General features: G+C 41.0%; 27 protein-coding genes, 1 tRNA gene and 1 other RNA gene. 7 read left to right on the top strand and 22 right to left on the bottom strand.

Annotated features, from left to right (window positions below):
• Positions 1 to 17: 17 nt before the first annotated feature.
• The 5 genes from ssrS to P6709_RS14850 all read right to left on the bottom strand — a co-directional run bounded on the left by ssrS (position 18) and on the right by P6709_RS14850 (position 2602).
• Positions 18 to 212, bottom strand: a non-coding RNA gene (gene ssrS, locus P6709_RS14870) — 6S RNA.
• Positions 213 to 274: 62 nt separating this feature from the next.
• A complete protein-coding gene (locus tag P6709_RS14865) occupies positions 275 to 649 on the bottom strand; it encodes a nucleotide excision repair endonuclease (protein WP_278241722.1) in 375 nt (124 codons plus the stop codon).
• A 128-nt stretch (positions 650 to 777) separates the two neighbouring features.
• The gene (locus P6709_RS14860) at positions 778 to 963 is read right to left on the bottom strand and encodes a DUF3813 domain-containing protein (RefSeq protein WP_278241721.1); all 186 of its coding nucleotides are present in this window, start codon (positions 961 to 963) and stop codon (positions 778 to 780) included.
• Positions 964 to 965: 2 nt separating this feature from the next.
• Positions 966 to 1130 (bottom strand): hypothetical protein, encoded by a 165-nt coding sequence (locus P6709_RS14855; protein WP_278241720.1) that lies wholly within the window; start codon positions 1128 to 1130, stop codon positions 966 to 968.
• A gap of 350 nt (positions 1131 to 1480) precedes the next feature.
• Positions 1481 to 2602: an NAD(P)/FAD-dependent oxidoreductase gene (locus tag P6709_RS14850; protein ID WP_278241719.1), complete on the bottom strand. Its 1122-nt coding sequence runs from the start codon at positions 2600 to 2602 to the stop codon at positions 1481 to 1483.
• A 148-nt stretch (positions 2603 to 2750) separates the two neighbouring features.
• Here P6709_RS14850 and P6709_RS14845 point away from each other — a divergent pair, with 148 nt between their 5' ends.
• On the top strand, positions 2751 to 3176 hold the full coding sequence (locus P6709_RS14845) for a hypothetical protein (protein WP_278241718.1): 426 nt from the start codon (positions 2751 to 2753) through the stop codon (positions 3174 to 3176).
• A 114-nt stretch (positions 3177 to 3290) separates the two neighbouring features.
• Positions 3291 to 3902, top strand: coding sequence for a DUF3298 and DUF4163 domain-containing protein (locus P6709_RS14840; RefSeq protein ID WP_278241717.1), 612 nt, complete (start codon positions 3291 to 3293; stop codon positions 3900 to 3902).
• A gap of 222 nt (positions 3903 to 4124) precedes the next feature.
• Here P6709_RS14840 and P6709_RS14835 read toward each other — a convergent pair whose 3' ends face one another.
• The 6 genes from P6709_RS14835 to P6709_RS14810 form a co-directional block, all read right to left on the bottom strand.
• Complete coding sequence (locus P6709_RS14835; RefSeq protein ID WP_278241716.1) at positions 4125 to 5264, bottom strand: zinc-dependent alcohol dehydrogenase; 1140 nt, start codon at positions 5262 to 5264, stop codon at positions 4125 to 4127.
• A gap of 222 nt (positions 5265 to 5486) precedes the next feature.
• Positions 5487 to 5558: transfer RNA gene (locus P6709_RS14830), tRNA-Val, on the bottom strand.
• 357 nt (positions 5559 to 5915) lie between these two features.
• Positions 5916 to 7898, bottom strand: a complete 1983-nt coding sequence (locus tag P6709_RS14825) for a TRAP transporter permease (protein WP_278241715.1) — start codon at positions 7896 to 7898, stop codon at positions 5916 to 5918.
• A complete protein-coding gene (locus P6709_RS14820) occupies positions 7891 to 8433 on the bottom strand; it encodes a DUF1850 domain-containing protein (protein WP_278241714.1) in 543 nt (180 codons plus the stop codon). The genes P6709_RS14825 and P6709_RS14820 overlap by 8 nt, the downstream gene beginning before the upstream one ends.
• Before the next feature lie 65 nt (positions 8434 to 8498).
• Positions 8499 to 9479, bottom strand: a complete 981-nt coding sequence (locus tag P6709_RS14815) for a TAXI family TRAP transporter solute-binding subunit (protein ID WP_442905341.1) — start codon at positions 9477 to 9479, stop codon at positions 8499 to 8501.
• A 224-nt stretch (positions 9480 to 9703) separates the two neighbouring features.
• Complete coding sequence (locus P6709_RS14810) at positions 9704 to 10249, bottom strand: phosphatidylglycerophosphatase A family protein (protein ID WP_278241713.1); 546 nt, start codon at positions 10247 to 10249, stop codon at positions 9704 to 9706.
• A gap of 126 nt (positions 10250 to 10375) precedes the next feature.
• Between P6709_RS14810 and P6709_RS14805 the strand changes: the two genes are divergently transcribed.
• The 3 genes from P6709_RS14805 (at position 10376) to P6709_RS14795 (ending at position 12138) form a co-directional block, all read left to right on the top strand.
• Positions 10376 to 11101: an alpha/beta hydrolase gene (locus P6709_RS14805; protein ID WP_278241712.1), complete on the top strand. Its 726-nt coding sequence runs from the start codon at positions 10376 to 10378 to the stop codon at positions 11099 to 11101.
• A gap of 82 nt (positions 11102 to 11183) precedes the next feature.
• Positions 11184 to 11702 carry a YjcG family protein gene (locus P6709_RS14800; protein WP_278241711.1) on the top strand — a complete coding sequence of 173 codons (519 nt, stop codon included), beginning with the start codon at positions 11184 to 11186 and terminating at the stop codon, positions 11700 to 11702.
• 1 nt (position 11703) lies between these two features.
• Positions 11704 to 12138 (top strand): GNAT family N-acetyltransferase, encoded by a 435-nt coding sequence (locus tag P6709_RS14795; protein WP_278241710.1) that lies wholly within the window; start codon positions 11704 to 11706, stop codon positions 12136 to 12138.
• 25 nt (positions 12139 to 12163) lie between these two features.
• Here the strand turns inward: P6709_RS14795 and P6709_RS14790 are convergent, their stop codons facing one another.
• From P6709_RS14790 to P6709_RS14760, 7 genes are all read right to left on the bottom strand, one after another.
• Positions 12164 to 12454 (bottom strand): hypothetical protein, encoded by a 291-nt coding sequence (locus P6709_RS14790; RefSeq protein WP_278241709.1) that lies wholly within the window; start codon positions 12452 to 12454, stop codon positions 12164 to 12166.
• Between the two features lie 92 nt (positions 12455 to 12546).
• The gene (locus tag P6709_RS14785) at positions 12547 to 12810 is read right to left on the bottom strand and encodes a stage VI sporulation protein F (protein WP_278241708.1); all 264 of its coding nucleotides are present in this window, start codon (positions 12808 to 12810) and stop codon (positions 12547 to 12549) included.
• Positions 12811 to 12976: 166 nt separating this feature from the next.
• On the bottom strand, positions 12977 to 13108 hold the full coding sequence (locus P6709_RS14780; protein WP_278241707.1) for a YjcZ family sporulation protein: 132 nt from the start codon (positions 13106 to 13108) through the stop codon (positions 12977 to 12979).
• 69 nt (positions 13109 to 13177) lie between these two features.
• Positions 13178 to 13534, bottom strand: a complete 357-nt coding sequence (spoVAE, locus tag P6709_RS14775) for a stage V sporulation protein AE (RefSeq protein WP_278241706.1) — start codon at positions 13532 to 13534, stop codon at positions 13178 to 13180.
• Complete coding sequence (gene spoVAD, locus P6709_RS14770) at positions 13534 to 14577, bottom strand: stage V sporulation protein AD (protein ID WP_278241705.1); 1044 nt, start codon at positions 14575 to 14577, stop codon at positions 13534 to 13536. Before spoVAD ends, spoVAE begins: the two co-directional genes overlap by 1 nt.
• Positions 14577 to 15044, bottom strand: coding sequence for a stage V sporulation protein AC (spoVAC, locus tag P6709_RS14765; protein WP_278241704.1), 468 nt, complete (start codon positions 15042 to 15044; stop codon positions 14577 to 14579). The genes spoVAD and spoVAC overlap by 1 nt, the downstream gene beginning before the upstream one ends.
• A gap of 15 nt (positions 15045 to 15059) precedes the next feature.
• Positions 15060 to 15485, bottom strand: a complete 426-nt coding sequence (locus P6709_RS14760; protein WP_278241703.1) for a sporulation protein — start codon at positions 15483 to 15485, stop codon at positions 15060 to 15062.
• Positions 15486 to 15643: 158 nt separating this feature from the next.
• Between P6709_RS14760 and P6709_RS14755 the strand changes: the two genes are divergently transcribed.
• Positions 15644 to 16156: a CotY/CotZ family spore coat protein gene (locus P6709_RS14755; RefSeq protein WP_278241702.1), complete on the top strand. Its 513-nt coding sequence runs from the start codon at positions 15644 to 15646 to the stop codon at positions 16154 to 16156.
• A gap of 239 nt (positions 16157 to 16395) precedes the next feature.
• Here P6709_RS14755 and P6709_RS14750 read toward each other — a convergent pair whose 3' ends face one another.
• The 3 genes from P6709_RS14750 to mgtE all read right to left on the bottom strand — a co-directional run bounded on the left by P6709_RS14750 (position 16396) and on the right by mgtE (position 19656).
• Positions 16396 to 16920: a CotO family spore coat protein gene (locus P6709_RS14750; RefSeq protein ID WP_278241701.1), complete on the bottom strand. Its 525-nt coding sequence runs from the start codon at positions 16918 to 16920 to the stop codon at positions 16396 to 16398.
• A 465-nt stretch (positions 16921 to 17385) separates the two neighbouring features.
• Positions 17386 to 18159, bottom strand: coding sequence for an enoyl-ACP reductase FabI (fabI, locus tag P6709_RS14745; RefSeq protein WP_278241700.1), 774 nt, complete (start codon positions 18157 to 18159; stop codon positions 17386 to 17388).
• Positions 18160 to 18279: 120 nt separating this feature from the next.
• Complete coding sequence (gene mgtE, locus P6709_RS14740) at positions 18280 to 19656, bottom strand: magnesium transporter (RefSeq protein WP_278241699.1); 1377 nt, start codon at positions 19654 to 19656, stop codon at positions 18280 to 18282.
• 114 nt (positions 19657 to 19770) lie between these two features.
• Here mgtE and prpE point away from each other — a divergent pair, with 114 nt between their 5' ends.
• Positions 19771 to 20514, top strand: coding sequence for a bis(5'-nucleosyl)-tetraphosphatase PrpE (gene prpE, locus P6709_RS14735; protein WP_278241698.1), 744 nt, complete (start codon positions 19771 to 19773; stop codon positions 20512 to 20514).
• Between the two features lie 292 nt (positions 20515 to 20806).
• On the opposite strand, the gene P6709_RS14730 is transcribed toward prpE, so the two are convergent.
• Complete coding sequence (locus P6709_RS14730) at positions 20807 to 21703, bottom strand: RluA family pseudouridine synthase (RefSeq protein ID WP_278241697.1); 897 nt, start codon at positions 21701 to 21703, stop codon at positions 20807 to 20809.
• Positions 21704 to 21710: the final 7 nt, after the last annotated feature.

Raw genomic sequence — 21710 nt, 5'->3', positions numbered from 1 at the left:
GATCCGGCTTTTTTACTTTGTCGGCCGCCTTTGCCGTATGGATTAAGAAAGTTTTAAACCACCACTCCTCAAAGTGGGTGTTCGCAAAAACATTCATGTATGTCCTCCTTGTCTTATAGACGGAGGCTTGCCAATTCCGTTTTTATTTAAAACTCCCTATTACAGCTTAAAGGTTAAAACTTACTTAGTTAGTACGAACAACGCAGCCTGTTGATAAATCATATAATAACCCCTTCGCAAATGCAATAAAAAAGATCCGCAATCATACGACAGATTATTTATAAAATACTTTTTCGATATTGTATTTCGACTGAAACTCATTGATAATAAAGGTTTCGTAAATATCACGTTCCATTGGATGGTCAACAACACTTACGTCTATCCGGTAAATTTCATCCCGGTGGTTTTTTACGGGCGAAACTTGATCTTCAAAGTGTTTTTTAATCCGCTGACGCAGTTTTCGTGCCTTCCCTACAAATAACAGTTCATCATTTACATTGTAAAACATGAATATGCCGCCTTTATCGCGGGGGATTTCATGGAAGTCAATAAAACCGTATATGGATTTTATTGCAGGTTCTCCTTCTGAAAATGATTGCTTTCTTTCGGTAATGCTGACATCTATCGCTGGCATTTCAATTGTAATCATCGTTTCACGTCCTCATCTAATATAAGAATTTATCGTATCATACTCCTGAGAATTAGGCTATAAATTCCGTAAAGTACTTTATGTATAAACCGAAAGAAAGCTGGAAAAACCGCTTTCTTTCGGTTTTATTACAGGGTATCCTCAAGATGACTGATCTGTTCCTGCATTCCTCTCAGCTGTTCCTGTTCGGCCAATGTAGAATTCGCAAAAGCAGAGGAGAGACCGTTTTTAGCCTTCGCGATATCCTCTGGCTTTTTTGAAAATTGCGCCTGACTGACAAATTCCCTTGCTTGCTGATATAGCTGGTTTTTCATGCTCAAAAACCGCCAAGTGTCGGATCTTTTATTGCATCGGGATCTGCAGCTGAACGCCCATTAGCGGTTTCAGCATACGTAGAGTGGTAAGGGATGCGCTGATCGTGCTGAGTTACAGCATTTTTGCCTTGCTGAGTAAATCGCTTTGATTTGCTTCCTTTTCCCATAGTCCATTCCCCCAACTTAATTTTACACGTTAAAACCGTGCACTCTTAGTATGAGAAAAAGCCGATATTTTAGTGCAGGTATTTTTTTACTTATGGGATATTTTACCTTGAATTTTTTTTTACTTAATGAGCATTCTAACTAAGGCAAGGAACGAAATACTCCAAACGGGGTGAGGGCTTTGGACGATCATCGGACTATTTATTTGTCAAATCATTTTCATGTAAATGAGGTGTTTGTCAAAGATCAGGATCATGACGTATAAAACCATTCGTTATTTTGCATAAAATAGTATCACAATGGGATACTATTTTAAACTGCCGGGTTAATCCCGGCAGTTTTTTTGATCTTACTATTCAGTAATTGCACCAGAAACTGGGTATTGAGCTAAATCAATGTCTGTTTTTTCCCCACAAAGCAGTTTAGATAATTGGTACCCCAGATAAGGCCCCGTCGTAAGGCCGGAAGCACCCAAGCCATTTGCAATGTATACACCCGTAACGTTCGGTACTTCTCCTATTACAGGGAGAAAGCCGGGAGTAAATGGACGAAACCCTACTCTGGTTTCCTTTATTTCATAATTTGTCAGGCCTGGAGCTGTTTTCAGTGCTTTATCTAAAATTTCTGCCATTCCTCCTGCTGTTACCCGAAAGTCTATACCAGCATCATTTTCATGAGTAGCTCCTATAATAACTCTTGTTGTCGAACTCGGGACAATGTATTGATCATTAGGCGGCATAATGACAGGTTGATCATCGCAATTATTTGCATGCTCTCTTTCAAGATGAATGATTTGAGCTTTTTGGGAACTGACAGTGAGATTTATCCCAAGCGGCTTTAAAAGATCTGCTGCCCATGCACCAGCAGTAATGATCACTTTTTCACCCGCAATTTTCCGGTCATTCACTGCTGCCCCCGTAACTTTTTTTCCTTCATAAAGCAGACTCGCACTTCCTTCAACAAGTGTCGCTCCATTATTGCGGGCTCCGTTCAGCAGGGCATCTCGAAGTGCTCTTCCATCAACCCGTGCAGCGCCTGCAACGAAAAGCGCTTGATAATCGCTTGATAATTCGGGAAAGTATTCCCTCGCCTGTCTTGCCTGCAATTTTCTGATTTCCCCGATTTCAGGTGCTGCTGCTCTTTTCTCTTTTGCACGGACTTCCATTTTATTTAGCTTATCCTCATCACGATGCAGACTAAGGGCCCCTACTTTTTTATAGCCTGTCTCACTCTCTCCATCCTCTTCAAGCATTGGAATAAGGGATTCATAATACTTCGCCCCGTTTTTTGCAAGTTCATACCAGGCCTTATTTCTTCTCTGTGAAAGCCACGGACAGACAATACCTGCAGCAGCATCCGTTGCCTGCCCCTTATCTTTTCTGTCGATGATTAGTACGTCTTCTCCTTTTTTAGATAAGTGATAAGCAGCAGATGCCCCGAGTATACCCGCACCTATAATGATGATTCGACTCATAACGAAAACCAATCCTCCTGTTTATATATGCTGTTTATTTTACCTAAAGCAGACAATCACCTCAAATATGTGTTCTTTTAATAGGCGCTCTGGATTTTTTTGCGGTTTTATGCTACAATTTAGGTTAAGTAGTTAGGAGGGATCCGTTATGACAAATCAAGTTCATAACTATGTCTACGGAATTGAAGCTGCTGCCTCCATCCTTGGGTTACCTGAAAGTTCAATAAAAGATCAAATGAACCGTCAAGAGCTGTATTCAAATCAAATTGATTCAAACGTTGTATTTAACCGCTCGGAACTTTTTGACAGAAGATATAAATCAATTAATGAGCAAATTAAAAGTTTAACCATTATGTACAAGTCTATTCCAACTTTTGATGACAAGCTTACCATTGCCAATGGGAACCAACGGCAGGATATCGCAGAAATTCTTGCAGAACTTGAGCGCTCCGTTCTTTCAAGGGAGCTCCAGGGTTACCAGGAAGTCAGAATCCGGCATAAAGAAAAAGAGATAAATATTACCTGCAATATAAGATATTACAACGATAACATCAAGGTTATTTATTTTAGATAGCAAAAAAAGTTTTTCGCTCCCGCAGAGTGAAAAGCTTTTTTTATTTTACAGCTATATTTCACATCCCGCTGACATAGAGTACTACTATCTGTATGTGAGAGGATGATGGCACCAATGGACCTTCCAGTCACCATAAAAACGAAATCTCTCAACAATCCTGCACTAAACATAAAGATACTGTATCCTGAAGTAACAGAGCTGTACAATCCTTCTGTACAAATGAATATCAACGTTAAAATCGTAGAAACGTTAAATAGAATGCTGCTGGATTTAGGGTATCACGATCCTAACCTGCAGGAGATGATTGGCTATTATGAAATAAAAACAAATGAACGTAGAATATTGAGCTTATCATTAATTGTGTATTCGTATACCGGGGGTGCGCATGGTTTAACTCTGATTAAATCGCTCACGTTCAATGCTGACACTGGGAAAATGTATTTACTTTATGAATTGTTTAAACCGGGGGCTCCTTTTGTGGAAAGACTGTCCGATATAATTAGCGAAAAAATCAAGAAATGGGACATTCCTTTAATAGGCGATTTTACATCCATTCGAAGAGATCAGGATTTTTATCTTGCAGATCACAGTCTTGTCATTTACTTTCAGCAATATGAAATTTCTCCCTACGTAGCCGGATTTCCCTATTTCCCTATTCCAATTTGGGATATAAAGGATCTAATTACAGACACTGGACCGTTGAATACACTTCTCCCATTTACTTAAGACTTACCAGCAACTACTTCTACTGTGTGGCACCATTTAAAAAGGGCCTGAGACAAAAGTGTCTCAGGCCCTTAGACCGGCTCATTGCTATTAAGGCGGAGCTCCTCAAAGATGGCGCTTAATTTTATCTGAGGCCTGGTGCTATCGAAATTCTCAGCTCGTCTTCAAACTCTGCTGATGCTTAACTCGCCGCCTTCCGCTCATTCTCATGCTAATTTGTTATCAAGGTTTTAAGACCACTTTAACGCATTCATCTTCGTGATCATTAAATATTTTATACGCTTCACTTGCCTGATCTAAACTCATTTTGTGAGATACAATCTCTGTAGGATCAAACTCGCCTGCCTTGATCATTTCAAATAATTTAGGCATGTAGTGAATAACAGGTGCCTGTCCCATTTTGAGCTCAACATTTCGTTCAAAAATGTTGCCAAGCGGGAATCCGTTGTATTTTGATCCATAGACCCCGGTTAATTGAATCGTTCCAAATTTTCGAACCGCGTCAATGCCGATGTCAATTGCACTCAATGTTCCCCCCTGAAGTTTAAGCTTTTGCCCAATTTCCTCAGGAAGTGACTTCTTGCCATCCATTCCAACACAATCAATAACTGCATCTACACCGCCATTTGTTATTTCTTTAATGTGAAGTCCCATTTCATTAAATTCTTCGAAATTAAAGATCTCGACATTGTTCATTTTTTTGGCGCGTTCCAGACGGTATGGAAGATTATCTACAGCTATTACACGTTTAGCGCCTTTCATCCAGGCAAACTTTTGAGCCATTAATCCGATTGGCCCACAGCCCAGAACGGCAACTGTATCACCTTTTTTCACTCCGGCATTCTCAATGCTCCAGTAAGCTGTCGGAAGTACATCTGACATAAACAAAAGCGCTTCGTCTTCTAGTTCCACAGAATCCGGAATGACGAGAGGCATAAAGTTTCCGTATGGTACACGCAGATATTCAGCCTGTCCACCTGGATGGTTCCCGTATCGCTCGGTGAACCCGAAATAGCCGCCCGTATCTATTTCCGGATTAGGATTTGAATTATCGCATTGACTTTCTAAATCATGCTGGCAATAAAAACACTGGCCGCAAGAAATATTAAAAGGGATGACAACACGATCGCCTTTTTTTACTTTCGTCACTTCCGGTCCCACTTCTTCTACGATTCCCATTGGTTCGTGGCCCACAACGTAATCCTTATGGGTAGGAAGTGCACCTTGATATATATGTAGATCTGAACCACATATAGCTGTAGAAGTTATTTTTACGATAATATCATCATTCTTTTGAAGTTTTGCATCAGGAATTTCTTTCACTTTCATGTCTTTGATTCCCTGAAAAGTAACACCTTTCATAGTAAAACCTCCATTTGAATAATATTTTGTCTTAATCAGTGTTTACCCGGAAGTCATTTTAATACTCTGATTACAAAGTCCTTATTTAACATATATAGCTTTAATTACCAATTAAAATAGGGACTTTTTTCTTATTCAGTTTTTCCACCCAAAAAAAGTACAGTTTAAAAATACAATATAAACAAAAAAGTGCATCCCTTTTTAAGGGATGCACTTTGGGAATGATCTGAGAGGGATTCGAACCCCCGACCCCGTCCCTGTCAAGGACGTATTCTCCCGCTGAACTATCAGATCTTGCTATTTAGCAGGCAAACAATTACTTTTTATCTGTTTGCACATGGTGATGACAAATACTATTTTATGATAGATTTTTCATTACGTCAATAATAAATCTCATAATAAAAAGAAAGAGCCTGGGACCAAAAGCGTGTCTCAAGCTCTTTGAACGGTTCGGCTACGCTTCAGGCGTACCCTTTCCGCAGGGACGGCGCTGAGCCTTTTTAGGACCTTGCCCTGTAAAGGCTCAGCTTGCCGCTACATCCTGCAGGAGCCGGCACCTTTCACTCCGTTAACCTCATCCATAAAAAAATATGTTCTCATTTTTTAAACTTTTTTGAGTTTTGTTTATTCATCTCGTCTATAAACTCATACTTACGCTTGAGCTGTCTGCATTTTCGCAGGATCCTTCCGTTTCCATACAAATTGCAGAACAAGCAAGGCAATAAACAAAACTGCGCCTAAAATATCGGTAATGCCTTCAGGGTAAACCAGCATTAGTCCGGCGGCAGCTGCCAGCAGACGCTCCACAGGATGGACGGGGCGGTACCAGTAGCCAATAACGGCAGCTCCTATTGCCGTCATACCTGCTAATGCTGTGATGACTGAAATTGAAATTTCAACAGCATTTGTATCGATCAATAAAAGCTGTGGAGAAAGAACGAACATATACGGAATAATAAAGGCGCCAATGGCTAGCTTCGCCGCATTTACCCCGGTTCGTATCGGCTCTCCTCCTGAGACCCCTGCCGCTGCGAAGGCAGCCAGTGCCACTGGCGGTGTAATGTCGGCTACGATGCCGAAGTAGAAAACAAATAGATGTGCAGCCAGCGGCGGTACATCCAGCAGAATCAACGCAGGTGCTGCGATGGTTGCTGTAATGACATAGTTGGCTGTCGTCGGTGAGCCCATTCCAAGAATAATCGCTGCGATCATGGTAAAGAAGAGCGTGAGCAGCAGGATTCCACCGGATAAGTCCACCAAACCGTTTGCCAGTTTAAGACCAAGACCAGTTCTCGTAACAACTCCTACGATCAGACCGGCACAGGCGGTTGCCACAGCAACAGACAAGGCTGTTCTTGCACCATCAGCAAGTCCCTCAATGAACTTTTTAATATTAATTCTCGTATCTTTTCTAATTAAGCTGACTAAAATTGTAATTACAATAGAATATAAAGCTGCCCGGATAATAGAGTTTCCGTCAAGCAGCAAGAATACTACCGCAAAAATGGGTGTTAACAAATAAATCTTTTTAAGTACCACAGATTTTTTTGGTATATCTTTATCCGGCAGCCCGGTCAGACCAATTCTTTTAGCTTCAAAGTGTGTGATAATCCAAATCCCTGCAAAATATAGCAGAGCAGGAATGGTTGCCGCTTTGGCAATTTCCCAGTACGTGACGCCGCCGATGAATTCCACCATCAGAAACGCCGCCGCCCCCATGATTGGAGGCATAAGCTGACCGCCGGTAGAAGCAGCTGCTTCCACTCCTCCTGCGAATTCCTTCCGGTAGCCAAGACGCTTCATCATAGGAATCGTAAACGAACCTGATGTTACAACGTTTGCTACAGAGCTTCCGCTTATCGTTCCTTGCATAGCACTCGAAAAGATTGCTACCTTTGCTGGTCCGCCAACACGTTTACCGGCAAAAGCAACAGCGAGGTCATTAAAATACTGACCTATCCCGGTTTTCACTAAGAAAGCCCCAAACAGCAGGAATAAAAAGATAAAGGTTGCTGACACATAGAGCGGGGTGCCGAAAATTCCTTCCGATGAAATAAACATTGTATTAACCATGTTTTCAAGGTCCAAACCTCTATGTCGAAGAAAACCAGGCATGGACCTGCCAAAATAGGCATACGCCAAAAACAGGGAAGCGATGACAGTGATTGGCAGCCCTACTGCTCTTCTTGTCGCTTCAAGCACAAGAAGAATTGCAATAAGTCCAGTCCAGAATTCCATCGGTGTAATCGTGCCAATCGTATTTACAATCCGTTCCTCATTTAATGGATAGTAGCTTCCCACCCAAATCGACATTAGTGCTAATAGTGCATCATACCATGGCAAATTGTTTTTCTTTTTCTTAGGATTTTTTATCGCAGGAAACAATAGGAAAACTAAAGTAAGGGCAAAACCAAGGTGAATCGATAATAACGTTTGTCTAGGAATCGATTGAGTAATCGCTGCATAAATCTGAAATACAGAAAAAGCAACCAGGCCAATAAAGACGATCCAGTTCATGATGCCTTTATATTGCCTCGTTCTTGCTTCAGGATCATATTTCGCTAAAAGCTCTTTTTGTTCTTTTTCGGTAAGCTGTTTATTTTGCTCTGCAGACTGATCTTTCTTATTATCCATTCATATTCACTCCTCTCAGCAGCTGGTACAAGGTTAAGTTTTTAATTTCAATTTTAATTAAGGATCCCGGTTTAATAAATTCATGCATTTCATAACTTTTTCCATTGGTGTTGATTTTGTGGCTGATGACGACCTGGCTTGTCCTTAACGTGATAGACGGAAAAATCCGGTTCATATTTTCAATCAAATAGTAACCATCTTTCTCTGAGAATATCTCCCCTTCATACATGGCATTTGAAGGCATTCCTATCGCCGTATCTTCAAATTGAAGTTCCGTCTGCTGAATTTGATCATCAGGTAAAACGAAGTAGGTGTCAATAACAGTGGATTTATGGATGGAATGGGTATATTCGAGTTGAAATGCTTGATGATCTTGTACCGGGAGATAGGCAAGAATCTCTTCTGAACGAAGATCCTGAAAGGTTATGGCTTTTTTTGCAGGGAAAGCAATGGCGATTAATAAAAACAGTATAAGTGCTAAACAGAGGATACGCCATATTATTTTTTGTTTTGCATTCTTTTTTTCTGCAATCATCTTAAACCATCTCCATAACAATTAACAAACAGGCCCAAATTGGACCTGTTTGATCTTCCGTACGGTTATTCTGCTTCTACACCCTGCTCATCAAAGTAACGCTGAGCTCCAGGGTGAACCTCTATGCCAATTCCCTGAAGTGCAGTATCGGCAGTAATAAATTCTCCCTTTGGATGCGTAATCTCATCCGTGTTTTCAAAGATGCTTTTTGTTATATCGTAAACAAGATCATCAGAAAGGTCAGCAGAAATCGCAAGCATTGCCTGCACAGCGACTGTAGGAACCGCTGAAGTCAGACCATACGTATCTACTGGCACTTCATCTTCGGAATAAAAAGAATAAGCTTCCATTAATTCCTGTGCTTTCTCCTGCTCAATCGGTACAATGACTACATCTACTTGAGCAGCCAGGCCTTCAACTGCACCAGTCGGCGTTCCGCCTGTAATAAATGCTGCATCAATTGAGCCATCTTGAATCCCGGTAGTGGAATCATCAAATGAAAGGTTTTGAATATCCATATCCTCAAAGGTCATATCGTGGATTTCAAGAATTTGTTCTGCATTTAGTCGTGTTCCAGAACCTGATTCACCAACTGACACTGTCATGCCGGCAAGATCTTCTACGGATTCAATTCCTGAATCAGCAGTTGTAACAATCTGAATTGTTTCAGGATATAGTGTGGCTAGTCCTCTGATTTTCTCAATTGGAGCATCAAACATCTGCGTTCCCTCAACCGCGTAGGAAGCAATATCGGTCTGTACAAAAGCAATCTCGGCTTGATTATTGTCAATCATCGCCATGTTCTCAGCAGACGCATTGGATGTTACAGCATCCGTATCAATTCCTGTTTCATCGCTAATTAAGTTTGCAAACGTTCCGCCAAGCGGATAATATGTACCGCCCGTTCCGCCGGTAGCCAGTCCAAGAATATCGGGTTCTTCACTTTCTCCTCCGCCGTCGCCGCTGTCATCTCCGCCGCAAGCAGCCAAAATCATGGATACAGCAAGCAGCATGACCATAAACAAATAATATTTACTTTTTTTCAAAATGTCGCCCCCCTTATAAAATTCCATTAATACGTATACTATTTTATCACGAAATGTTACATTCTTGTCAAATTGATTAAAGGGCGCTCCTATGGATCACCCTTTAAACGCAACTATATCAACCTTTTTTCTACATGAAGGGTGAGCGTAACATAATTAACAATACATGAATGGGGATTAAGCTGCAGCAGAGGTCTGCATAGAATGTGCATGACCGTCTGCTTTTATTCATCTTCAATTATTCTCCGCTCCTCTGGTGGAAGGTTTTCTTCCATATCCCTTAATCGATGAGCGAGACGTGAAGATGCATTCGCTGCTATGCTGGCAATCATATCGTCTAGAAATGTGTGCACACCGCCTCCCACTTTTGTATCCAGTTTGGCAATGATGCCGATTTTATTTTTGTCTAAATGGCCAAACGTAGTGACCGCAATGCTCCCATACCCTAATGAAGCGCCCAGGGCAATTGTTTCATCCACTCCAAATAACCCTTCATCTGCTTCTACTATGGATTGAAGAGGCTCTGACAATTTTTTCTGTTCAGCGAGCTTATCTAATTCCACCCCAACCAGTAATGCGTGCTGGATTTCTCTTTTTAAGAGGACTTTTTCTACACTGTCCACACATTCCTCAATTGTTAATTTGCTATTATATGGTCCCTGCATTTGCATGACAATTTCAGCAATATCAGAAATTGTGACGCCGCGCTCTGTCAAGCAGTTTTTTGCAGCTTCTGTTACCACATGGGAATGAACTCTTTCGACTGACATTGGTCTTCCTCCTTACCTTTTATCAAACCAGGTTAAAGTATTTCACAATTAAAATCACAAAATGTTATGATACAATTTATCTGCAAACGCTTCAAAACTTACTGATCTTGAAACGGAGGAACAAACATGGGATCCATACATGAACACACGCTTTACAGTGAAGCTCTCAAAGAAGAGATGACACTGCTCGTTTATTTACCTTCAAACTATTCTCCCCTTTATAAGTATACGGTATTAATTGCACAAGATGGCAAGGATTATTTTCAGCTCGGGAGACTCCCCAGACTAACAGATACATTATTAGAGCAGGAGGAAATTGAAAACCTCATAATCGTAGGTGTGCCATACAAAGATGTACAGGACCGATCAAGAAAGTACCACCCGAGCGGAGAACAGCATGAGGCTTATATTCGCTTTTTAGCCAGAGAGCTTGTGCCGTATCTGGACCGTGAATTCCCAACCTACCAAATGGGAATGGGGAGAGCTCTTATTGGTGATTCTCTCGCTGGAACTGTTTCATTTAAGGCCGCTTTGCAGTACCCTCATACCTTTGGACGGGTTATCATGCAGTCGCCTCTTGTTAATCACCAGGTGATTGAAGCTGCTCAGTCTTTTAAAGATGTGCATTTACTAAATGTTTATCATACTATTGGCAAGGAAGAGACCATTGTAAAAACAACTCGCGGGTCAGAAGAAGATTTTTTAACTCCGAACAGAGAGCTTCATTCGGAAATGGAAAAACAGGGATTTACGGTTTTCTACGATGAATTTGATGGAGGCCACACGTGGAAATTTTGGCAGCCTGACTTAAACAGAGTTCTGACAAAGATGTTTAAAAAGACTGCTTATTAATTTTTGGGCTTCTTTCACATCTTTTTGATATAATTAAGTTGTATACACGTATCAGCAGAATAGATCAGAGGAGGCATGAGTGATGACGAAATTTGGTATCGCAATTTTCCCATCCAAAAAACTGCAGGATTTAGCGAATTCGTATCGAAAAAGGTATGATCCGCACTATTCATTAATTCCACCGCATATTACAATCAAAAATGCATTCGAAGCAACGGATGAAGAAATCGCAGCTATATCAACAAAGCTGATTGAGGTCGGGCAAAATACAAAGCCGTTTACCCTTCGCGCATATAAAATCAGTTCTTTCCAGCCCGTCAATAATGTCATTTACATGAAAGTGGACAGCACACCTGAACTTCTTGCACTCCATGAAGCTCTTCACACAGAGGACCTTGGAGGAGCTCCCGAACTTTCATTCGTGCCTCATATCACAGTTGCACAAAAGCTGTCGGATGATGAGCATTCTGATGTTTACGGTTCACTGCGTATGGCAGGAATAAATTTTGAAGAAACAGTTGACCGCTTCCATCTTTTATATCAGCTTGAAAATGGCTCCTGGACGGTGTATGAAACGTTTCGCCTTGGGAGTGAAAAATAATATGCTTCAAATCGTCCATGTGACAACTGAACAACAAAAGGAAGATGCAATGTCTGTTAGAAAACAGGTCTTTGTAGCTGAACAGCAGGTTCCTGTTGAAGAGGAAATCGATCAATACGACCCTTCAAGCGATCATTTTGTATTATATGACCAAAATCACCCTATAGGTGCCGGAAGATTCAGAATGATTGAAGAAACAGGTAAGGTTGAAAGAATTTGTGTCCTTTCCAGTCATCGCGGGAGTGGTGCAGGAGTCTTAATAATGCAAGGAATAGAAGAATTCGCTGAGAAAAAAGGAATAGGCAGGCTAAAATTGAATGCACAAAGCCATGCGTTGTTATTTTATGAAAAGCTCGGCTACCATATAACCTCTGATGAATTTTTAGATGCAGGAATTCCTCACAAATCAATGGAAAAAAACATAAAACAAACCTGACATCCCTGTCAGGTTTGTTTTATGCTTAAACAGAGGCATTAAACAGTCTGCCTTTTCCTGTATATTTCGGAATCACATGCATGGATAAGAACTTTTCATCTGGCACTTTGGATGTCCCGCTATCAGCTTCATGTAAAGTCCTGTTTGCGTGCAGTTCCTTATCTTTCGATTGAAGGTTTTCTGATTCTTCGCCTGATGACCGGTAAGGACTGACCCTCTGTACAGGGGTTAAATAAAATGGGTCATAGTCTTTTATAACATCTCGTTCAGCGTATTGCTGGTACTGGTAGTTGTTTACAGGTGCTATATAACCCATAGCGTTTTTCCCCCTTCAGAAATTTATCATTTTTACTTTTTACCCATATTTTTAAAATGATAAACGCTGCAGTACTCTCTCCAAATCATTTTTTATTTTCCATCCTTTTTATTCATCATGTCTGAAATTGTATTAAAATCAATGGACTTCCCTTTAGCAGTAATGGTTTCCACAATTTTGTCCTCAAGGTCTTTTGTAATGGGTTTATTGGCTACTGCAGACACCTGCTTAATTAAGTTTCGAACAGTTTTTTCATCTTTAAAATCTGCACTTTGAAAAGATTGGGCCAATGAAAAGACGTTATCCATACTGACACCTGTCTTTTGTTCGATACGTTTAAAAAATGCATCGTTCAATGTATTCCCCTCCTCTATCATCTTTAACATCATATGTAAAGTGAACCAAAATGGTTCGTGTCTTTTGAAACCAGAGAAACAAAAAAAAGAACTGAAAGAAATCAGGTTGAACCTGATAATCTGACAGCTCTTTTAATCAATTCTTAATGATAAATAAATTTATCATTTAGCAGAAACTTGCACCAACAATAATTAACAGGATGAAGAGGACTACAATTAAAACGAATGTAGAGTAGCCGCCTCCATGACCATAACCACAGCCACCGTAGCCACCGCCATAACCGCCGTAACCAAACATGAACTTCACCTCCCCTTTTCCTTCTTTCATATACTATGAAAAAAAATCCTTCAGGGAGTGGGCACACGGTTATCCTTTCGGTTTAAATAACAATGCGCCGATAAATCCAAATATAATAGCAGCGGATATCCCGGCGGAAGTTACCTGAAACATCCCCGTTAAAACCCCAACAATTCCATGCTTCTCTGCTTCCTGCATCGCACCATGCATTAGTGCATTTCCAAATGATGTGATCGGAATCGTTGCACCCGCCCCGGCAAAATCGATTAATGGCTCATATAATCCAAAAGCATCCAAAACAGCACCGCTAACCACCAGTGCACTTAATGTATGCGCTGGTGTAAGTTTTCCGACATCCATTAGCAGCTGTCCAATGACACAGATCGAACCGCCAACAACAAAAGCCCAAAAAAAGAACGGCCACATTATATTTCCTCTCCTTTAGTTAACGTATAAGTACTTGGACTGCTTAACTCTACCGCATGAGCGATACATGGAATGGACTCTCCCTGTTGAAATGTAAGCGGTGATAGAAGAGCGCCTGTTGCTACAGCCAGCATTTTTTTAATCGATCCTTTTTGAAGTTCATTTAGAAAATGGCTGTAAAGAAGCATTGCTGAACAAGCTGGACCGCTTGCTCCCGCTTGAATTCCCGGATTTTCCACATAAAAAAGTTTTCCACAATCTAAGAATTGTCCCTCTTTGAACGTCCACCCTTTTTCTTTTAGTAAATCTTCCGCTATGGAATGGCCAATCCATGCCAGGTCTCCGGTTACTATAAGATCAAAGTCATCAGGCGTTTGATTGGTCTGTGTCAGGTGGCGGTGGATTACATCAGCTGCAGCCGGAGCCATCGCAGCACCCATATTAAAAGGATCTTTAATTCCTTCATCCACGACTTTACCGATTGTCGCTTTTTCAATGAAAGCAAAGGGTGAAGATTGGGTTGTGTACTTTTCAACTAGGGCAACTCCTGCTCCTGTGACTGTCCATTGAGCGGTTGGCGGTTTTTGTCCCCCATATTCTGTCGGATAGCGAAATTGCTTTTCAACAGCTGCATTATGACTTGAGGCCCCCGTTACAATCTTGCCGCTGTAGCCGCCATCAACAAGAACAGCTGAAAGGGCCAGCCCCTCCATTGACGTAGCACATGCACTAAATAGTCCAAGGTAAGGTACAGATAGAGTTCTTGCGGCAAGACTGGTTGGTGTAAGTTGATTAATTAAATCCCCCATTAAAAGCGCATCGATCTCAGAAGGCTCAATTTCCGATTTTTTCATAAGAACTTCAATTGCTTCTTCAATTAAAAGGCGGTTTGCTTTTTCAAAACTTTCCTGCTCCATCCATAAACTATCCATACAATAATCAAACTCAGAGGTGTAGGGGCTTTTCTTTTCAAAAGGTCCGCCAACTACCCCGGAACACATAATGGCAGGTCTATTTTTAAAGATCCATGTTTTAGTATCCATCAATTTACCACCCCAAAATAAATGAGAAGCGTTTTTATAGTAGCAAGTAAAAAGGCTGCAAACACTCCGAAAATAATAACAGACCCGGCAAGCTTAAACATATTGCCCCCGACACCTAAAACGAAGCCCTCTGTCTTATGCTCAATTGCAGCACTAATCACAGCATTTCCAAATCCTGTTACCGGAACTGCACTTCCCGCACCTGCAAACTGGCCGAGACGGTCATAAACACCAAAACCTGTCAAAAACATTGCAAAAAAGATCATCGTCGCAACGGAGGGATTGCCGGCTGTTTGTTCAGTAAAGGAGAAGAATGTTATAAAGAAAACCGTGACCGCTTGTCCAACTATACAAATGAATCCTCCGACTAAAAAAGCCTTTATGCAATTGATGAGCACAGGACGCTTGCGATCATGCGCTTCAACTAAGCTTTGATAGGATTTTTCACTAGCTGTTTGTTTTGCCATATATACCCCGCCTTTTTACGTTAATTCATTTTTCAACTTAATAATTTCATCTAATTTTTTTTGAGCTTCTTCTATAGAAAGAGAACCCTCTTCCCATGATTGAAAAAGATTATACGATTCCAGAAATATTTTATAATCACTTGAAACGTCAACTTCCTGATTTGGAAATTCTTCTTCTGTCCACTTTTTAATTTTTTTCTCAATTGCTTTCATATGAAAACGGTTCATATGGTGAACTTTGTAACTGACTAGAATTTTATCTTCTCCTGCAATGATAATGGTATCGTACAGTTCTTCTGACTTTTGAAGCTTTTCATTTATAATGTGCACTTTTTCTTCGTGGGTGTCATGAATAATCAATTCACTTGGCCCTACTTGTTCAAACATCGCACAGCCGCCTAACAGCATCATCAGTGGGAATGTGCAGATCCATTTTTTCATTATGCGATCCCTCATTTATTTTTAGATATATATCTTCTGCTATAGTTTGTAACAGTTTTAATTTTTCATGCCTTTTTTCATAAAACAGGCGAATGACTAAGCCACAAAGAGAAGGTTTGAATACCTTATAGAGAATCCAATGTAAAGGAGGAGAAATAATGAGCTGTTGTGGAAAGAAAGATAATGTGAGTGGGTTTGAAGGCTGCGTATGCGAGGTGGTACGCGCAATAAAGGATATTCAGGACAATGCTGTTGAAGAAGAATGTCAGCCGTGTCTAACAAGCTGCTTCCTTGAGCCGCTTGGGGATCTAACAAGTCCGTCACGCAGAAGACCTGCAGATACGCGGGTATTTATTCTAAAAACGAAGGACGGTTCTCCGTTCCACGCTTTTTACCGTGATGGAGACAGATTTGATCACGACTGTATTTCAATTTACTTCCGTGTTGAAAGCATCTTTGATAATTGCTGTGCCACACTTCGTGTCCTTGAGCCAAAAGACAAGGAAGGCGACGAAGTGGATCTGCTATCAGATTGCGGATCAAAAATTAATCTTAAAAAGCTTTGCAAAGTGTACGACTTTGAATCAACGGATAGCTGTATTACAGTAGACCTGAACTGCTTCTGTGCTGTTCAATGTATTAAAGATGTATTTCTTGGAATTTGCGACTAAGGATGAAGTGGTCCCCCTGATCAACCAGCTTATGACTGTAGGGAATGAACAAAGCATACATGCAGTTTAGCAGCTAGCTTCTAAAGAAGTGACATGGTGATTCTGCCTAAAATGTTAATCGTCCTTAGATCTTTCTCCTAAAGAAATAACACAACCGCTCTGCTAAATCGCAGAGCGGCTTTTTTTTTTGAACAATATCGCCCGTTTCACGGGGCATTAGTCTTTACTTGTAATACATCTTAATTAATATAAATATTTTTCAGCTCTTCTTTCTTCCTTTTAACGAGTTCACCGTCTTTAGCTGCAATGGTTACTTCTTCTTCTCCGCATTCATTCAACACGCCTTTTACACGGGTCTTATCCTCAAACTCAAATAAACAAATGAATGGTGCTCTTTTTCCTATAAACGGCTTCAGATAATCAAGCCTCTCTGACACATCCATTTCCTTAAATGGTTTTAATGGCTTAAAGCGTTCTATCACTGAATGTCGTGCAGGCGCCTCTTTTTCTTGTTCTTCTTCGATTTCTATTTGATTCTTCAATGATAATTTTTCACTTTTTTCATCTTCATATACATATCCAAGCGGTTTTGCCTTAACTTTCTTTTTTGGGGTGGACTCTTGCCCTAAAGCTTTTTTATCATCCTTCTCTTTTGTCCGGCTGGTTTGATACACTTGCTGCATGACAGGCTTTGAGCATTCAAACGATGGCTGATCAATGTATAGTAAGGGGTTGTGTGCTTTTTTTTCTTCTTTATTACTCATAGAAATCCCCTTTCTTAAACTTAGTCTCATTCATTATATGGGAAAGTAAGGCATTCATGATTTTTAAATAAAAAAAAGAGCTTGGGACAAAAATGTCTCAAGCTCTACGACCGGTTCACTTCGCTTCAGGCGGACGCTTTCCGCAGGGACGGCGCCTGAGCCTCCTCAGGCTTTGCCTTGCGGGGTCTCAGCTTGCCGTCATGTCCTGCAGGAGTCGCCACCTTCCGCTCCGTTCACCTACTTCTATTAATAAAAATATCCTCATTTTTTAAACTTTTTTCGACTCGTTCACTGCGCATCCGGCGGGACGTTTTCCACAGGGACGGTTGCTTGAGCCTTTTCAGGGTGCTCTCCGGAAAAGCTCTAGCAGCCCTCCACTCCAATCCCATCACGCTAATAATATATACTGCATCATTTTATAAATTTTTACAGTTATGTCTCAATTTTTTAATTCTGAAATTTGGTTTAACCTACGATGTGGTAACCAGAGTCCACATGAAGATTTTCGCCTGTGATTCCTCTTGAATAATCACTAAACAAAAAGGCAGCCGTGTCTCCAACTTCCTCTGGTGTTGTGTTTCTGCGAAGAGGTGCTTTTTCTTCAATTTCTTTTAAAATGGAATTAAAATCTCCTATTCCCTTAGCTGACAGCGTACGAATAGGGCCAGCTGAAATTGAGTTGACTCGGATGCCGTCTTTTCCAAGGTCCCCTGCAAGATATCTTACACTTGCTTCTAATGAAGCTTTTGCTACACCCATTACGTTGTAATTTTGCAGAATGCGTTCTCCGCCAAGGTAGGTGAGGGTTACAATGCTGCCTCCCTCTGTCATAAGCTTACGCGCTTCCTTTGCTACTGCGGTTAAAGAATAAGAACTGATATTGTGTGCAAGCAGAAAGTTATCTCTGGTTGTAGATAAATATTCCCCTTGCAGATCTTCTTTTTCCGCAAATGCGATGCAGTGCGCGACTCCATGAATCGTTCCTGCTTTTTGCTGAATCGTCTCAAAGCAGTTCTTAATCTCTTCATCATTTGTCACATCACACGGAAGAATATGCGGGTGCTCGCCTTCTAATGATTCGGCCAGATCTCTTACTGTTTTTTCAAAGCGTTCTCCGGCATATGTAAAAATGATTTGTGCTCCAGCTAAATCCAGTGAACGGGCAATTCCCCACGCAATGCTGCGCTTGTTTGCTACGCCCATTACTACGAATGTTTTTCCTTTTAAAGAAAGCGACATATAAGATTCCTCCAATTTTAGAACAAGTATTAGTACCTGATACTAATTTATCATGTTTGTCTTCAACAAGCAATGCAAAAAAAGCCGGCACTGTTACATAAAGAAACAGTCGGCTTTTCCTTAAATTAAGTAACCCATAAAGGCTGTAGCAATGCCAAAGTAAATAAGGATAGAGAAAATATCGTTAATTGTCGTAATAAAAGGACCTGAAGCTACTGCAGGGTCAATATTAAATTTGTCCATAATCAACGGGACGAGTGAGCCCGCGAGTGTCGCTACAATAAGCGAGGCAAATATTGAAATACCTACAAGAAGTCCTAAATAGATTTCACCCTGCCATACATAGACAATTCCAATGACTAATATCCCACAGGTTGTGCCTGTAATCAAACCCGTTCCTGCTTCCCTGAGGATCAGTTTCCATTTACTCTCATCATGGATATCACCAGTTGCAATGCTTCTTATCGCAACGGCAAGGGCCTGAGTTCCGGTGTTGCCAGCCATTCCGGCAATAAGTGGTATAAACACAGCTAAAATGGCCACCTGATCAAGGGTCGCTTCAAACCGGCCAATTAAATTGGCAGTCAGCATTCCAAGGAATAACAAAGCGATCAACCAGGGGAGTCTCTTTTTAGCTGCACGGAACGGCGTACGGTCTCTTGAATCCATATCGGATACCCCTGCCAGTTTTGAATAATCATCTGAAGCTTCTTCATCAAGAACATCAATAATGTCATCCACGGTGATAATTCCAAGAAGATGGTTTTGAAAGTCCACAACGGGCAGAGCAAGAAAATCATAATCCTTCATCATTCTTGCTGCCGTTTCCTGGTCTTCCCCTACCGAAACAGAAACAACTCTGTCAGACATGATCTCTTTAATTAATGTATCTTCATCGGCAGTAATAAGATCTCTAAGCGATACAACTCCGGATAACTGTTTTTCTTCATTAATTACGAACGTATAATAAATGGTTTCCGCACTTGGCGCCTTGGTTCTTAGAATAGCCATTGCAGAACGCACAGTGGAATGTTCAGGTATAGAAACAAATTCAGTGGTCATAATAGACCCTGCAGTATATTCTTCATAGTGCAATAAATCCTTAATTTCCTGAGCGGACTCATTGTTCATTATGGTCAGATAACTTGCTACTTGCTCTTTGTTTAATTCATTCAGCACATCCACTGCATCATCGGTATACATATTCGCCAGCATGTCTGCAGCATACTGAGGAACCATTTCTGATAAAATAGGCTCATAGTCTTCATCATCAGCATCGAGGTTCTCAAAAATATCGGCCATTTCCTCCGGCGATAAACATTCATATATCCGTTCGCGAAGCTCCACATTCAGACGAAGATAAAATCTGGCTTGATCATATGGGTGCAGCTTAAAATATTCTTCTCTGAACAGTTCAAGCTCGTGGTTGATGAGAGTTCGAACGAGCAGCTCTTCATCATATTTAGCCTGATCTTTTTCCTGGAGATTTTCAGCCATTGCGCTCACACTCCCTTTCCGGATAATTAAATCATCATTATACTAGCAGATTCTTTACTATCTGTCTCTATTCAGCCTTACAAGCATATGACAAAAACAAACAGGAGGTCCAGCATGAATATAGATATTATTGGCGATATACATGGCTGCCGCACGGAATGGATAAAGCTGACAAAAAAACTTGGCTACAGCTGGAAATCCGGTATACCTATACATCCTGACGGGAGGAAAATCGGATTGGTAGGAGATTTAACCGATCGCGGGAAGGACTCAGCAGGTGTGATTAAGGACATCTATTCTCTTGTTAAAGAAGATAAAGCTTATTATGTTCCCGGCAATCATTGTAATAAACTCTACCGCTATTTAAAAGGAAACAACGTAAAGATCATACACGGTCTTGAGACAACAGTGGCTGAACTAAATGCTTTGCCGCCACAAGAAAAACGGTTGATAGCTGCACAGTTTAAAGAACTGTATGAAAGCTCCCCTCTTTATCATGTACTTGATCACGGCAGACTGGTAATCGCTCATGCAGGAATTAGGCATGATGACATTGGCAAAATAAACAAACGGATTGAATCGTTCGTTTTTTATGGAGATGTAACGGGTGAAACAACTGAAAAGGGACTTCCTGTACGGAGGGATTGGGCAAAGGAATATGAAGGAAATGCACTAATTGTTTATGGACACACACCGGTCCATGAAGCAAGATTTAAAAACAATACGGTCAATATCGATACAGGAGCAGTTTTTGGCAACTGTCTTACAGCTCTTCGCTATCCTGAAATGGAAGTGGTTTCCGTTCCTTCATCCATGCCTTATAATAAAGAAAAGTTCAGAGATCAGGATTTCCTTTAACACCTGATCTGAACTGTTCAATGTACCTAGCACAGACTGCTTATAGTTCTGAATGACAGCTTTTTTAACTATATGCATTAAAAAGAAGAGGCTGAGACAAGGTGTCTCAGCCTCTTTGACCGGTTCGCTGCGCTTTCAGCTAACGCTTTGTTTAGCCATTACAGAAGCTTACTCTGCAAAAATCTCAGCTTGCTGTTCTCTCCTGCAAAGCCGCCACCTTCCACTCTAATAACCTCTTACGAATAAAAGTATTTCAAACTTCTTTTCCACACATCTGCTCTATAACGGATGGTTAGCTATTCCAGCCTTTCATAAGAGAAAGGATATCTTCAGGGGGTTCTGCTTCAAAACGCAGTTCTTTTTGTGTGAAGGGATGAAGAAAAGTCAGTTCTCTGGAATGTAAGGCCTGTCGTTGAATAACATCTCTTTTTCCGCCATAAAGATCGTCACCTACTATCGGGTGGCCAAGGTAATTCATATGCACCCGAATCTGATGGGTTCTGCCCGTCTCCAAAGATAATTCTACTGAACTGTAAAGACTATTTTGGCCGAGCAGCTGGTAGTTCGTTACAGCGTGCTGTCCGTCCTCTCTCACTTCTCTTTCAATAATGCTCGTACTTTTCCTGCCGATTGGAGCAGATACAGTCCCCCAAGATGGACAGATTTCACCATGAATAACAGCCAAATAGGACCTTTTCACTTTGTGCTGTTTTTGAAGCTTTCCGATTAAATGATGGGCATGAGCATGCTTTGCAATCAGCATAAGACCTGAGGTATCGCGGTCAAGTCGTGTGGCGATGTGAACAGCTCCATGATACTCTCTTCGGTCGTACAAGCCCGCAATTGCATTGGCAATACTCCCCGATGTGTGCCCTCTTGAAGGGATGCTGTTCATATAAGGCGGTTTATTGATAACAAGGACATCATCATCTTCGTACAGGACCTCGAGCTCAATCATTTCAGGCAAAAGTGCAGGGCTCCTGTTTTCAAGAGGAAATGCAACCTCTACTCTGTCTCCTCGATGAATATAATTTCGCACGGTAGTCTCTAGACCGTTTACCTTGATCTCTCCGCCTTCATATTTTATATGTGTTAATGATCTTTTGGATATTTCATTGTTTTTAAGAAAATCTCTAAGCAGGATTGACTCTTCATTGACAATCCACTTTAATCTAACCCGTTTATCCATTTTAGCT

The sequence above is a fragment of the Jeotgalibacillus sp. ET6 genome (genome assembly GCF_029667115.1).
Lineage (GTDB): Bacteria > Bacillota > Bacilli > Bacillales > Jeotgalibacillaceae > Jeotgalibacillus.
Note: the sequence above shows the minus strand (reverse complement) of the source record. Positions and strands in the feature narration are given on the sequence as shown.